This window comes from Corynebacterium marquesiae (assembly GCF_030229635.1).
Classification (GTDB): domain Bacteria; phylum Actinomycetota; class Actinomycetes; order Mycobacteriales; family Mycobacteriaceae; genus Corynebacterium; species Corynebacterium marquesiae.
This window is the reverse complement of the sequence record NZ_JASPII010000015.1, coordinates 45,210-58,621: the sequence shown is the minus strand read 5'-3', so window position 1 is coordinate 58,621 and position 13,412 is coordinate 45,210. Positions and strand designations below refer to the sequence as shown.

14 protein-coding genes and 2 tRNA genes are annotated in these 13,412 nt (G+C 59.7%); 7 read left to right on the top strand and 9 right to left on the bottom strand.

Translation table 11 applies throughout. The features are described from left to right. Positions 1 to 599, bottom strand: a 599-nt coding sequence (locus QP971_RS09745; RefSeq protein WP_284839643.1) for a helix-turn-helix domain-containing protein, incomplete at its 3' end; no start/stop codon positions are given. A gap of 254 nt (positions 600 to 853) precedes the next feature. Here QP971_RS09745 and cmrA point away from each other — a divergent pair. After that, entirely contained in the window at positions 854 to 1,654 is an 801-nt protein-coding gene (cmrA, locus tag QP971_RS09740) for a mycolate reductase (protein ID WP_005327278.1), read from the top strand. Here cmrA and QP971_RS09735 read toward each other — a convergent pair. Further along, positions 1,651 to 3,198, bottom strand: coding sequence for an alanine/glycine:cation symporter family protein (locus QP971_RS09735; RefSeq protein WP_284811550.1), 1,548 nt, complete (start codon positions 3,196 to 3,198; stop codon positions 1,651 to 1,653). The genes cmrA and QP971_RS09735 overlap by 4 nt on opposite strands. Positions 3,199 to 3,409: 211 nt before the next feature. Here QP971_RS09735 and orn point away from each other — a divergent pair, with 211 nt between their 5' ends. Together orn and QP971_RS09725 are read left to right on the top strand one after the other, a co-directional pair. Next, the gene (gene orn, locus QP971_RS09730; protein WP_284767087.1) at positions 3,410 to 4,057 is read left to right on the top strand and encodes an oligoribonuclease; all 648 of its coding nucleotides are present in this window, start codon (positions 3,410 to 3,412) and stop codon (positions 4,055 to 4,057) included. A gap of 49 nt (positions 4,058 to 4,106) precedes the next feature. Next, a tRNA-His gene (locus QP971_RS09725) sits at positions 4,107 to 4,182 on the top strand. A 28-nt stretch (positions 4,183 to 4,210) separates the two neighbouring features. Here the strand turns inward: QP971_RS09725 and QP971_RS09720 are convergent. Together QP971_RS09720 and QP971_RS09715 are read right to left on the bottom strand one after the other, a co-directional pair. Next, positions 4,211 to 5,167, bottom strand: coding sequence for an MsnO8 family LLM class oxidoreductase (locus QP971_RS09720; protein WP_284788923.1), 957 nt, complete (start codon positions 5,165 to 5,167; stop codon positions 4,211 to 4,213). 29 nt (positions 5,168 to 5,196) lie between these two features. Continuing rightward, entirely contained in the window at positions 5,197 to 6,426 is a 1,230-nt protein-coding gene (locus QP971_RS09715) for a L,D-transpeptidase (RefSeq protein ID WP_284811552.1), read from the bottom strand. A gap of 212 nt (positions 6,427 to 6,638) precedes the next feature. On the opposite strand from QP971_RS09715, the gene QP971_RS09710 reads away from it, so the two are divergent. Next, a tRNA-Lys gene (locus tag QP971_RS09710) sits at positions 6,639 to 6,714 on the top strand. 51 nt (positions 6,715 to 6,765) lie between these two features. Here the strand turns inward: QP971_RS09710 and QP971_RS09705 are convergent. The 5 genes from QP971_RS09705 to QP971_RS09685 all read right to left on the bottom strand — a co-directional run bounded on the left by QP971_RS09705 (position 6,766) and on the right by QP971_RS09685 (position 11,435). Further along, positions 6,766 to 7,527, bottom strand: a complete 762-nt coding sequence (locus tag QP971_RS09705; RefSeq protein ID WP_284811554.1) for an ABC transporter ATP-binding protein — start codon at positions 7,525 to 7,527, stop codon at positions 6,766 to 6,768. Next, positions 7,518 to 8,573, bottom strand: a complete 1,056-nt coding sequence (locus tag QP971_RS09700) for a FecCD family ABC transporter permease (protein ID WP_284791466.1) — start codon at positions 8,571 to 8,573, stop codon at positions 7,518 to 7,520. The genes QP971_RS09705 and QP971_RS09700 overlap by 10 nt, the downstream gene beginning before the upstream one ends. Further along, the gene (locus QP971_RS09695; protein WP_284791467.1) at positions 8,573 to 9,736 is read right to left on the bottom strand and encodes an ABC transporter substrate-binding protein; all 1,164 of its coding nucleotides are present in this window, start codon (positions 9,734 to 9,736) and stop codon (positions 8,573 to 8,575) included. The genes QP971_RS09700 and QP971_RS09695 overlap by 1 nt, the downstream gene beginning before the upstream one ends. Before the next feature lie 90 nt (positions 9,737 to 9,826). Continuing rightward, positions 9,827 to 11,104, bottom strand: a complete 1,278-nt coding sequence (locus tag QP971_RS09690) for a glutaminase (RefSeq protein WP_049377260.1) — start codon at positions 11,102 to 11,104, stop codon at positions 9,827 to 9,829. Positions 11,105 to 11,156: 52 nt separating this feature from the next. After that, positions 11,157 to 11,435, bottom strand: coding sequence for a DUF3618 domain-containing protein (locus tag QP971_RS09685; protein WP_049377261.1), 279 nt, complete (start codon positions 11,433 to 11,435; stop codon positions 11,157 to 11,159). Positions 11,436 to 11,531: 96 nt separating this feature from the next. Between QP971_RS09685 and bcp the strand changes: the two genes are divergently transcribed. From bcp to QP971_RS09670, 3 genes are all read left to right on the top strand, one after another. Further along, on the top strand, positions 11,532 to 11,999 hold the full coding sequence (gene bcp, locus QP971_RS09680; RefSeq protein ID WP_284811556.1) for a thioredoxin-dependent thiol peroxidase: 468 nt from the start codon (positions 11,532 to 11,534) through the stop codon (positions 11,997 to 11,999). Between the two features lie 22 nt (positions 12,000 to 12,021). Further along, positions 12,022 to 12,228, top strand: coding sequence for a hypothetical protein (locus QP971_RS09675; RefSeq protein WP_284811558.1), 207 nt, complete (start codon positions 12,022 to 12,024; stop codon positions 12,226 to 12,228). 75 nt (positions 12,229 to 12,303) lie between these two features. Further along, entirely contained in the window at positions 12,304 to 13,290 is a 987-nt protein-coding gene (locus QP971_RS09670; protein ID WP_284811561.1) for an HNH endonuclease signature motif containing protein, read from the top strand. Positions 13,291 to 13,412: the final 122 nt, after the last annotated feature.

The window sequence follows — 13,412 nt, the reverse complement described above, 5'->3', positions numbered from 1 at the left end:
GACGCCGGCGGACCATAGGTTGTTATCAACCGAGTGAGCTCTGCAGCTACCTGTGGGCCAGTAAAAGCGCTGGCAGCGGTAATTGACAGTAGGTAACGTGAGTGGTCATCAAGGAAATCTAGGACGTCTACTCTGGTGCCATCAGCCAGGAAGATGTGGGTGATGTCTGCCTGCCAGCATTCATTGGGCATGGCTGCTTCAAAGCGGATAAATGAGCTTTTGGGCTTCTTTTTCGGCTCCGGGCTAATAAGCCCCTCTTTAGCCAGGATACGTCGAATCGTAGAAGTAGAAGGGCTGCGTTTTCCGTCTCTTTCAAGGTGAAAGGCAATAGTTTCCGGACCGGCATCAAGCCCATGACGGGTGAGTTGGCGACGGATGGTAACAATTTCTGCCCGCAACTTATCTGGCACGGCCTGCGGATGAGTATGCGGGGCACGGGATTTCGGCGCGACGGCTTGCGCGCCACCAGCATCAAAAGCGTTGAGGATTTGATAGACGCGCTGCCGGGAAATACCAAAGTGTTTAGCTACCTTTGACGGGCTGCGCTTTTGCTCACGGACTGCTCGGACAATAGCCATATTGCGATTAGGACTGTTCATAGTGTCAAACATGTCCCGACTCACCAGTCAAGCATCACCCGACACGGTAAGGTAGCCCTAAGCGTCAAATATGTCGCGGCTGACCTGTCAAGCATCACGACGATTCCCTCAGCCACAGACTGTCAAATATGTCATGAACTCAGACACTGCTGGGGGCACCGTGCGAAAGCCTTGAGGCGTCGAGTTTCTCGCCGCTTCAAGGCTTTTTGTTTACGCTAGGACTGACCATGCCCCCACTCCGGAAAGGCTTAACCATGTCACTTCCCGCCCCTTCCCGCACGTCTTATGCCCTCGTTACGGGTGCCAGCCAAGGAATTGGCAAGGCCATGGCGCAGGATTTCGCAGCACTGGGATATAACGTCATCCTTGTGGCCCGCCGCCGCGAGGTCCTGGAGTCCATCGCCGCCGAGCTCGAGCAGCGCCATAATATCGAGGCCATTGCCCTGCCGGCGGACCTAGCGGTAGCCGACGACGTCGCCCGCGTGGCCGAGACCATCGCCACCCGCGAGGTGTCGATCCTGGTCAACTCCGCCGGCATCGCCAGCTTCGGCCCCTTCATGGACCAGGACTGGTCATACGAGACGACGCAGTTCGAGCTCAATGGAACTGCCGTCCACCACCTCACGCGAGCCGCCTTGGAGCAGATGCTGCCTCGCCGCAGCGGCGCCATCTGTAATGTCGGCTCTGCCGCGGGCAATATTCCCATTCCTAATAACGCCACCTACGTTTTCACCAAGGCGGGCGTCAATGCATTTACGGAGGCCCTGCACTATGAGCTGAAGGGCTCCGGCGTCTCGTGCACCCTGCTTGCCCCCGGCCCAGTGCGCGAGGCCACCATCGCAGAGGAAGACCAGTCGATCGTGGACAAGGTGGTGCCGGACTTTTTGTGGACCACCTACGAGTCGTGCTCCCAAGAAACCATCGAGGCCATGCGCCGCAATCAGCGCCGCGTGGTGCCCGGCCCTCTGTCTAAAGCGATGAATACCCTCAGCCAGGTGCTGCCCACCCCGGTGATTGCACCGCTGGTAGGCAGCTTCTACGCCAAGATGGGCTAGGCCCCGGCGCCTTCTAAGTCCTTGTCTTTGTCTTTGAGCACGCCGCCCTCGCCACGTGTTCGTTTGCGCTCTACCCAGAAGTCCGCATTCTTAATGCCCAAAGCTTCTGGGTCGAACTGCGGATCCTTGCCGGCTTTCTTCTGCTTTTCGTAGTCCTTGAGTGCCTTGATGGCGGGGACCTGCAGAAAAAGAATAGCGATGATATTGAGCCATGCCGTCGTGCCGACGCCGATATCGCCCAGCGCCCACGCCGCACCCGGAGTGGTGGTGGCGCCAACGATGACAGAAACAATAATCAGTGCGCGCAGAACCCAGATCAGGCCACGGCGGGCCGTGCGCGAGCGAACCCAACGGTTGAAGTAGGTCAGGTTGACTTCGGACATGTAGTAGTACGCCAGGACCGTAGTAAAGGCGAAGAAGGCAATGGAGACAGCAATGAAGGTTGGGCCCCAGCCGGCAAAAACACTATCGAGGCCGGACTGCACGTAGCCGGGGCCGACCTCGACGCCATCAGGAAGCGAGCCGTTGTAGACCACTTCGCCGTCCTCGGAGCTGCCGCGGAAGACGGTGTACATATCCGTAGAAATAATCATGAACGCGGTGGCCGAGCAGACAAAAAGCGTATCAACGTACACCGCGAAGGACTGCACAAAACCCTGCTTCGCAGGGTGGGAGACTTCGGCAGCCGCCGCGGACTGCGGGCCGGTACCCTGGCCAGCCTCATTGGAGTAGATGCCGCGCTTCACACCCCACATAATGGCCGCACCCAGCATGCCGGAGAATCCGGCTTCCATATTGAATGCGGACTTGAAGATGAGCCCGAAGACCTCCGGAATCTGCGAGAAGTTCATGCACATAACCACCACGGAAATCACGATATAAATGAGCGCCATAAAGGGCACGACAATGGTGGCGAAGTTCGCGATACGCTTGACGCCACCAATAATGATGATGGCCAGGATGCCCGCGAGGACGACGGCCGCCCAGGTGGAGTTGATACCCCAGGCGGTATCGGCCGCAGCGGCCACCGCATTGGCTTGGATGGCCGGCAGGAAGTAACTCGTCGCCAGGATCATGGCGACGGCAAATACGATGCCGTAGACCACCATGAACGGCGCGGCCTTAGTGTGCTTGTAGGCCTTTTCGATGTAATAGGCGGGCCCACCGCGGTACTCACCGGTGTCCTGATCCTTTTCCTTGTAAATCTGAGCCAACGTACATTCGATGAACGAGGTGGACGAGCCCAAAAGCGCCACTGCCCACATCCAGAACACGGCACCAGGCCCACCGAAGGCGATAGCCGTGGCCACGCCGGCGATATTGCCCACACCCACGCGGCCAGAGAGCGAGACCATCAAGGATTGGAAGGAAGACACGCCATCCGCGGACTTTTCTCCGTTAACGATCTGCTTGAGCATGTCCGGTAAACAGCGCACCTGCAGGCCGCGTGTCACCACGGTGAAATAAATACCCGCGCCGAGGCATAAAAACACCAAGACGGGGGACCAAATTACGGTATTGAGGGCATCGAGGAAGTTTGCCATCTGGTCTCTCCTAAGTCTGTCGCACCTCCGGGATGAAGAGCGATTAACCAAAGTATGCCGTAACTCACATCTACAAGTGAGGCAAATCACCTATTAATTTTATGCAGCACAGTGCCACACTCTTTAAAAGGTTGCGTTGTCCAGTAGCAATCGCCCCTACAGGGCAGCCCGGTTCGTACCCCATACAGGGGTAAAAGCACGCGGGCGTAGAATGGACCGCATGCCACATTCCGAGATAGCCGCAAAACACGACCGCCTCGTCTGGATCGATTTGGAGATGACGGGCTTGGACCCCGAACGTCACGTCATCGTCGAGGTCGCTGCCGTCATCACCGATAGCAACCTCAATATCCTAGGCGAGGGCATCGACCTCGTCGTCCATGCCACCGAGGATGAACTGGCACAGATGGATTCCTTCGTCACCGAGATGCACGCTAAGTCTGGGCTAGATAAGGAAATCCGCGAGTCCACCACCTCCATCGGAGAAGCCGAGGATGCCGTGCTCGCGCTCATCAATGAGCATTGCGATCCGGAGCACCCCGCTCCCCTAGCCGGCAATTCCATCGCCACGGACCGCACCTTCATCCGCGCTTATATGCCGCGGCTCGATAGCGCCTTGCACTACCGCATGATTGACGTCTCCACCATCAAGGAGCTTGCCCGTCGGTGGCACCCGCGCGCTTACTTCAACCAGCCCGATAAGGGCATGGCCCACCGCGCACTGCAGGACATTATCGAATCGATCCGCGAGCTGGACTTCTACCGCCGCAGCGTCTTCCGCACCGACGAGGGCCCCACCTCCCCCGAGGCGGAGGAGATCAAGGCCGAAACCACCGCTGATTACCAGGCGTTTTTGTAATTTAGGCGGCGTGAGTTAACCTATATCTCGTTGCTTTCACGCAGCGATGGTGGCTGTAGTTCAGCTGGTAGAGCACCAGGTTGTGATCCTGGGTGTCGCGGGTTCGAGCCCCGTCAGCCACCCCAAATGCCCGAGCCTTGTGCTCGGGCCTTTTCAGTTTTCCGCCTGCATGCTCGCCAGCAGCTCCTCCGAACGCGCCCGACCGGCCACATCTGGCATGTCTCCGGTCACCACAAACTCGCTAACACCCAGCCGCTTGCCGACGCCCCTAAGCTCCTCCCCCACTTCCCTCACCGTTCCCCACATGTCATGGGCCAGCGCCTCCTCAATGCGCCGGCGCTGCTGCCCCGTCAGCGCATCCATGTCCAGCTCTCCTGCAGGCCGCAGGGCCGCGAACTCGCCGGTAGATTGCGCGAGTGCCTTGGCATAGGCCTCCGGTAACAACAGATCACGGGCGGCCGCGGACGTATCGGCAACGGCAATATTGAGCGAGGAGATGATAGGTGGGGCATCGGCAAGCGCATGCTCCCGATACACCCGCGCGGCTGCCTCCTGCGTGGCCACCGGACCACCCAAGATGACGCCGAGCCCCATCTTGGCCGCAACCATGGCCGATCGAAAGCCCGCCAAGACGTAGATCGGAGTGCCCGCATACTCCGGCCGCACCGTCACCGCCTCCTCGCCGCGCAGGTAGCGCAACAGCGTTTCCAGCTCCGTCTCAAAGCGCTGCTTCACTTCAGCCGGTTCCCCCTGGCGCAGTGCCCGCCGCACCGGGCCGGTAAAGCCAACAGAGGAACCAATTCCAATATCGATGCGCCCGGGATACAGCGCCTCGAGGAGGTTAATCTGCTCGGCCACCAGAAACGGCGGATGATTCAACAGCATGATGCCGGCCGTTCCCACCCGAATGCGCTGCGTGTGCGCCGCCACGTGCGCCGCCAACATACCCGGCTGGCCTACCGGAATTCCTGGCACACCGTGGTGCTCGGCCACCAGAAATCGCCGGAAACCAAGCCTCTCCACGTGCCGCGCGTGCTCAGCCACTTGGTCCAGCGGGCCGGCCGCCCCGCGGTCTAAAACAGAAAAGCGCATGGCCACCACTGTAGCCATGCGCTCATCGTCTGCGCCGCTCTTGGGCGCTACTGATTGGCGTCTGCGTTGCCTTTGGACCACTCGTCCCAGGACATATTCCAGTCACCTAGGCCATCCAGCGCATTAAGCGTTTCACCGTAGGTATTGAACACGCGCACCACGTCGCCACGCTTCATCGTCTCCTGGAACCACTGGGCGGCCTCCGGCGTCACGTTGATGCAGCCATGGGAGGTATTGGTATTGCCCTGCGCCCATACGGACCACGGAGCGGAGTGGACATAGATACCGGAATAGGACATCTGGGTAGCCCAGTCCACGGTCGTGCGATACCCACCCTCGGCGTAGGAAAGGCCGAAGGTCTCAGAGTCCATCAGCAGCTGCGGGTACTCGTCACCGATGATGTAGCGCCCGTTCGGCGTATCGTACTGATAATCGCGGCCTAGCGAGACCGGGATGGCGCGCAAGAACTTCTTATTCTTGAAGACCTTCATGGTCTTGGTGGCGTTATCAATAATCGCAACGGTGCGGTCCCCAATGGTGAAATTGGTCTTGGCGTTCTCGCCGCCATAGATTCCGCCGCCTAGGTCCTTGCCGTACTGGTCCACCTTCACCTCAACCTTAGTGCCTGGCTCCCAGTAGTCCTTCGGACGCCAGCGCACCTCCTGGTTGTTGACCCAGTAGAAAGCGCCCTTAACCTCTGGGTTGGTGGTCACAGTAATGGTCTTTTCAGCTGCCTTGCGGTCCGTAATCGGCACACCAAAGTTCACACCAATGACCTGGCCTACGCCCACCTCAGAGTCCGGGATCGGAGTAAGCGAGACTTCGGCTACGCCCGCTGCTTGCGGGGTGGAAAAGCTTAGGTTCTTCTTATTGCCATCCACATCGGAGGCGACGATGGAATAGGTGTGGTTATAGCCCATGTCCTCCGCAGTAGACCAAGTCTTGGCATCCTTGGAGAGCTTTTCTTTGACTTCCACGCCCATTTCATTGGTCATGGTGACGCTCTTGAGCTTGCCGGAGGTCTCCACCGTTACCGGCTTCGACGGGTCTACGTTCTGCGCCCCGTCCTTTACGGAAACCTTCAGGCCGTCCTTTTTCTTTTCGGACTCTTTGCCTCCATCCTTCGCGCCGCTCGCGCTCGCGGCGACGGTGGATTCTTGGTCAGCGGTTTGATCCTCGGCAGAGGAATCAGAGGAGCAGGAGGCGGCGGCTAGGGAAATGCACGCAACGCCCGCGGCCGCGATGAGGCGGCGCGCAATAGGGAGGGAATGTTTCACTGAGTTGCCCTTAGACACGTAATTGCTGCTTTCAAAGACCAATTTAGATTAGCGTCTCGTTCCAGCAATTACCAGAAGCCACTTCAGGCATTAACCAATTCGTTATAGACCCCTAAAAACACGCCATAACCAGGCGATTTTACACTTTTCAAGAATGGCTGCTAGAGTATCTACTCGTTGCACAGAGAGCCACACGGCAGGAAGTCAACAATGCGCCATTAGCTCAATTGGCAGAGCAACTGACTCTTAATCAGTGGGTTCGGGGTTCGATTCCCTGATGGCGCACCACTTAAAAATTTAAGTTAAAAAATTAGGCCGGGCAATAGCCCGGCCTTTTTGTTATCTCACCCGCAGCGGGGCAATGAGTGGAGCGCCGCCATGCTGGACGACGTCCGCCTCTACCCCATACACACCTTCCACGAGCTCTCCCGTGAGAACGTCCGAAGGTTTGCCCTGGGCGCGAATATGGCCCTTTTTGAGCACTACCAGCTGGTCGCACATGCGCGCAGCCAGGTTAATATCGTGGATGGCCACCAAGCCCAGGCTGCCGTCACGCTTCGCCTTGGCACGCACCTCGTCCAATACAAAGATCTGGTGATGGAGATCGAGGGCGGAGGTAGGTTCGTCGAGAAGCATCAGGCCTGGGTTGCCCACCAACATCTGCGCCACCGCCACCAGCTGACGCTGGCCGCCGGAAAGCTCGTTGAGGTAGCGCGAGGCAATCGCGTCCAGCCCCAGCGAGTGCAGCACCTCACCGGTGCGCGTAATCGGGTCCTCGCAGGCTTCACGGCGCGCAGAGATCAGCACTGCCTCAAACGCCCGCAGCGCGGCCGTGCTCGTGAGATCCTGCGGCACGTAGCCGATGAGCTGCCGGCGGCGCTTGCCGCGCGGGGCCGTACCATCGACGCGGAAATCCACCTCGTCCTGGCAGCCGCGGTGGACGCCGGCCAGGGACTTGATAAGCGTGGTCTTGCCGGAGGCATTCGGCCCCAGCAGGCCCACCAATTGCCCGCCGTGGAGTTTTTCCACATCCACGGACTCCAGCACGCGGTGCTTGCCATAGGCCGCACTCAGCCCGGAAATAGTCAGTTCTACGTCCACAGTGCCCTCCTTCGGGTCATGACGATGGCAATGAAGAATGGCACGCCCAAAAGCGAGGTAACGATACCAATGGGAATAGCCAGGCCCGGCTTAATCATCAGGCTGACCGCATGCGCGGCACACATCACGGCCGCGCCCGCCGCCATTGAGGCCGGCAAGAAGTAGCGCTGGTCCTCGCCCACCAGCATGCGGGCAATATGCGGGCCGACCAGACCAATGAAACCGATGATGCCGGCAAAGGCCACGGTCGTCGCCGCGACGAGCGACACCACGATGAGCACCACGATGCGCAGGCGGGAGGTATTAACGCCCATGGCGGTGGCGCGGGCATCGCCAAGCCGCAAAGCAGTAAGGCGCCAGCCCAGCGCCCACAGAATGGGCAGGGCGATAACCAGCACGGCCGCCAGCACGCCGTTGGCCGCCCAATTGGCGCGGGTAAGAGAGCCCATGGACCAAAAGACGATCTGTTGCAGCGCCTCGGCCGAGGACTGGTACTGGATAAGCGCCAGCATGGCCTGGAAGAAGAACACCAAGCCGATGCCCAGCAGCACCATGGTTTCTGCCTTCGCGCCACGGATGACGGCCGCGATAACAATAATGGCCGTAGCCACCGCGGCAGCAAGCCACGCCATCAGCGCCAGGTTGAACTGCGGCTGCGCAATCAGCTGCCACTTGAGCACGATGGAGGTGGCGCCGCCAAACGCGGCGGCCGCAGAAATGCCGAGGGTAAACGGCTCGGCTAGCGGGTTATTGAGGATGGTCTGCATCTCCGCGCCGGCCAAGGACAAGGCCATACCGATAAGCACGGCCATCACGGCCATAGGCAGGCGCAGTTGCCACAGCACCGTGCGCGTCTGGTCCTCCAGACCCGCGGGATTCACAATGCCCTTTATTACCTCGCCAGGACTGATATCAATTGCACCGACGAAGTTGCTAATGACAAATGCGGCGGCCGCAATCAGGGTCAGGCCCGCAACGATGCCTATGCGTTGCCAGGTTAACTTCTTATGTTGCCGCGCGAGGGCGGCTACCTCTGCGCCCTCCATTAGTTGGTGCTAAAGAAGGTTCCCTCACCAGAGACCGGCGAGTACTTTTCTTGCGCATCCATCCACTGCTTGGCGACGTCCATATCGGTATACGCCTCCGGGTCGATCCACTCCGCTACCTGCAGCAGTGCCAGGTAGTTAAACGGCGAATTATAGAACTGGTGCCACATGCTGTGCAGGTGATGCTCCTTAACCGCCCGCAGCTTATCGAAGCCGGCCTGCTTCTCCGGAAGCTTCGCAATGCTGCCCTTGGCTTCCTTTTCATCAATGCCGTAACCCACTGCAGCGTATCCGACAGGGTGGCCTTCATCGTCCTTCATCTCGGACCAATCGCCACCGGTGGCGATGATCATATCCGGGTCAGATTCCAGGACCTTTTCCGGGGTGATTGTGCCGGACTCGCCCGGAATGACTTTATCGCCGATATTCTCACCACCGGCCGCGTTGACCAGCTGGGAGATATTGGAATCGTTCCAGGAACCGCAGCAATCGGACACACCTGCTGCTCTCCAAACGAAAGTCTTTGGTTTATCTTTTACCTTCTCTGCGCGGTCCTCGACCAAATCCACGGTCTTTTGCCAATCCGAGTTAAATTCCTCAGCGCGATCCTCTTGGCCAAAGATCTCGCCGAAGATGTCCATAGTCTTGGGCGTATTCTCCAGCGGGTCGCGGCGGAAATCGGTGACCGCATACTTCAAGCCAGCTTGGTCCATCTTGTCGGTCAGACCAGCTTCGCGGGAGGCATCATATTGATCCAGCGAGAGGACAATGAGGTCCGGGTCTAGGCTCACGAGTTTTTCCACGGTGACATCGCCCTTGGTAAAGCCGCCGATTTCTGGCACCTCGTTGACGGAGGGCAGCTCCTTTTCCAGCGCGTTGTAGTAATCCGGCACGTTTTGTTTGAGGTCCGTGCCGATACCAACGACCTTGTCCAGCGGATTATCGGTATTGAGTACGCCGGTAGCAAAAAGCGATCGGCCCTCCCCCAAAATCACGCGATCGGGAGCCTTATCCAATTCCACGTCACGGCCGGTGATATCGGTGAAGGAGAACTCAGCATCGCCGCTGGAGCCGCCAGTTACTTCCTCAGCTGCGCCGCAGCCGACGAGTGCGGTTGCCGATGCCGCCACAACCGCCATCACCTTGAAGGGGGTATGAGCCATTTTTAGTCCTTGGTCGTTGGATGCCCTCGCGGCTAACGCGAAAGGCCTTACATAGGACATCCTAACCTGATTAAGTAAGGCAATCCAAACCTAAACGGGTTCACCGTTAATCATGTAGTCTTCCGGCTCTCCCTTGGGCACCTGGGTACCGTCCGACATGGTGCGATCTTCCAGCTCTCCATCCGGATCCACGATCGCGATATCAAAGCCGGACTCGCGGATGCGGCGCAGCCCCTCCTTCAGCATGCGTCGGCCCATGCGGTTTGTACCGGTGATATGCGATAGCTCGAGCACCACCGTGCCCTCGCCAAAATCTGACTCCATCAGCTCGTACAAGATGGTCTCGGCCGCGTTGAAGTTGATCAAGCCCTGCAGATAAATGACGGTCAGCTCCGCATCCTGCTCCACCTTACGCACCGGGTTTACGCCATAGCGCTCATCCGTAGACATCAGGTGCAGGCCCATGTCCTTAGACAGCAGCTTGAACGCATCCACCCCGCGCACCGAGTTGCCTTCCTTGTTCAGTCGCGGCGAGAATGTCGCCACGCCCAACTGGCCCGGCAGCGTGCCCAACAGACCGCCCGAGACGCCCGACTTCGCCGGGATACCCACCTCGGCCATCCACCGTCCGGCGCCGTCGTACATGCCGGCCGAGCTCATTACCGATAGCGTCAACCGGCACACGTCCGCGTCCAAAATTTTGTCGCCCGTCACCGGCTGCACGCCGCCATTCGCCAACGTTGCCGACATCACGGCCAGGTCCCGTACCGTCACCACAATCGAGCACTGCTCGATATAGGTTGACACCGCATCGTGCGCCTCATCCTGGATGATGTCGTAATTGCGCAGCATATGCGCCAGGGAGAGGTTGCGGTCGCTGACTTCGAGCTCGGAGTCGCGCATGGGGGCGTCGATAAGCAAATCGCGTCCCGCCAACCGAGAGAAATAGGTGCGCAGGCGCTCCACGCGCTCGGCCGGCTCCGAATCCACGCCATTAATTAACTGCGTGACCGCAATCGCGCCCGCGTTAATCATGGGGTTGACCGGCCGGTGATCATCACGGTTGAGCGAAAGCTCATTAAAAGCCTCCCCCGAAGGCTCCATGCCCACAATCTCACGCACCGCAGAAAGGCCCAGCTCCTGCAGCGCCAGTGCGTAGACAAACGGCTTGGACAAGGACTGCAGGGTAAATTCCACCTCATCATCGCCCGCTGAGTAGACGTGGCCGGTGGTGGTGCACATCGCGGCACCGAGGTATTCGGGCTCAGCCTTGGCCAGCTCCGGAATATAATCCGCCACGGCACCGTCGCGATTATCGCGCACTTTGGTGAGGATTTCCTGCAAATAAAAAGGGATTGGTGTCTTCATCCCAACCCAGCCTACGAAAAAAGTCCCCGCAGTGTGCGAGGACTTCCATATTTTAGTGGCGCTCGGACAGCAGGCGCTGCAGCTCCTTCAGGTCGCTCTTGCGACGGCGAGAGCGGAAGACCGAGAAAGCAATCAGCCCAACCACAGCGGCGCCGACGCCGCCCAGAGCCATCTGCACGTTGCGGTCCTGCAGCTTATCGGTAGCCGCGTTCTTAGCCTCGTTGGCAAAGTTCTGCGGGTTGCTGCGCTGTGCCAGCTCGTCCAGGGTGCCGGCCAGCTGGCGGCGGGTGCGCTCGATATCGCGCTGAATGTCTTCAATATTGCGTGCCACGAAGTTCTCCTCTTAACTTAGGTTCGCTCTTAACGGGGTCATTCTACCCCGCCAGCCCAAAAGCGTGCAGCCCGGGCGGTAAGTAAGGTGGAAACTATGACTGAAAACCGTTTGAATGTTGGAGATACCGCCCCTGCCTTTGCGCTTGCCGACGACGCCGGAAACACCGTTTCCCTCGCCGATTACGCAGGCCAGCGCGCACTGGTCTACTTCTACCCCCGCGCCAATACCCCGGGCTGCACCAAGGAAGCCTGCGATTTCCGCGATTCCCTGGAACAGCTCAATGATCTCAATATCGCCGTCGTGGGTATCTCGCCCGATAAGCCGGAGGCGCTGGCGAAGTTCCGCGCGGACCACGAGCTCAACTTCCCGCTGCTCTCGGACCCAGATAAGTCTGTCATGACCTCCTACGGCGCGTTTGGGGAGAAGAAGAACTACGGCAAGGTCGTCCAGGGCGTTATCCGCTCCACCTTCTTGGTCGAGCCGGATGGCACCATCGGCCAGACGCACTACAACGTCAAGGCCACCGGCCACGTCGCCCGCGTGATGAAGGGTCTTAGCTAGCGCCGGGGCACCCGTCGGTGCGTTGTACCTCGCCTGCGATCTCACTCGGCGCGACACCGCCGCGGATGCCGAGCGCATTGACCAGGCCAGCTCCCTTATCCACAGCGTCGTCGCGCAGCTCAATTGCGCAACTGCGGGCGACTCGGACGACTTTGATGCCGTGGTCGTAGAGATTAAGCGCCTGCTCGTTTCGTACCTTTTTGCCATTGCGGGCTACTGGGGAAGTTGACGCTTAAACAAGTTATCCACAGTTGCGGACGTCTTCGCCTCAGCTCGCCCGCCGGCTCTGCTTAAAGTTGCAGCTATGAGCGCACTGCAGGCCTATGCCACCAATATTGCCTCGGCGATGGACATCCTCGCCGAGGCCCACGGCATGCCTGAACGCGCCCTTCTCGAGCTTGGTTTGCCGGACGTGGAAGCGCGCGAACTGCGCGCCATGGCCGAAGTCTATTTCGGCACGACCGGCTTTAGCCGCAAGCAACGCCACGCGGCTACAGCCGCCCGCCACCACGACCTCGTAACGCTCAAGCTCATCGAAAAATACGTCTCCCGGCTGCGCAGTAAACGTGATGCCTGGAACTTGCGCGTAGAATTATGCCGCCTGCGCGGGCCAGCCTCCGAAATCGCGCGCCGCGCCAAGCAGCGCCTGCGCGACCTCCGCCCGCGTCGCATGCCGCCCCGCGAGGGAGTGCAGTTGCTGCGCCGGCCGAATGGTCCGTGGACGATGCGGATTACTGCCCCGTCGGCCTTCCTCGCGGAGTTCGACGCCGCGCTCGACCCCGACCGCCCACTCGATTCCCTACGCGATCTCCTTCGCGGCTCGGGCGCCCCTTCCGCGCGCACCACAACCAATGTCATCATCCCGCTCAACGCGCTGGACCGCATTTTGGACGGCGATGGTGAAGAAGTCACCCTGCGCCTAACGAATGGCGCCACCATTACCGGCGCCGAGCTGGTCGAGCGCACCTTCACCGAGCATGGTCTAGCCACCCTTATCCACCCCGTCAAGGGCCCAGTCAACCTGTATCGCACGTCGCGTTACGCCACCGAGAAACAGCGGCAGATGGCCGCGGCCGAAAATCCCACCTGCCCGTGGCCGCCGTGCAACCACCCGGCGGACAAGGCCCAGATCCATCACCTCAAGGCGTGGAAACACGGCGGGTTGACCAATATGGAGAACCTGACGGTGTGCTGCCCCTACCACAACGGGGTCAACCAAGATGATCCCAATGCCCCGCCACTGCGCGGGCGCCTTGCCCGAGTCAATGGCAAGGTCCGCTGGGTTCGTTAGCGCTGCCTCTGCGAGGTAGCGCTACTCGGCGTGTCATCGGCCATAAGAACATCGTGGACAAGGTCGCGCGCGGCGTTTAACGCATCACGACCAGAGTCAGAATGGCCGTCGGTAGCGAAGAC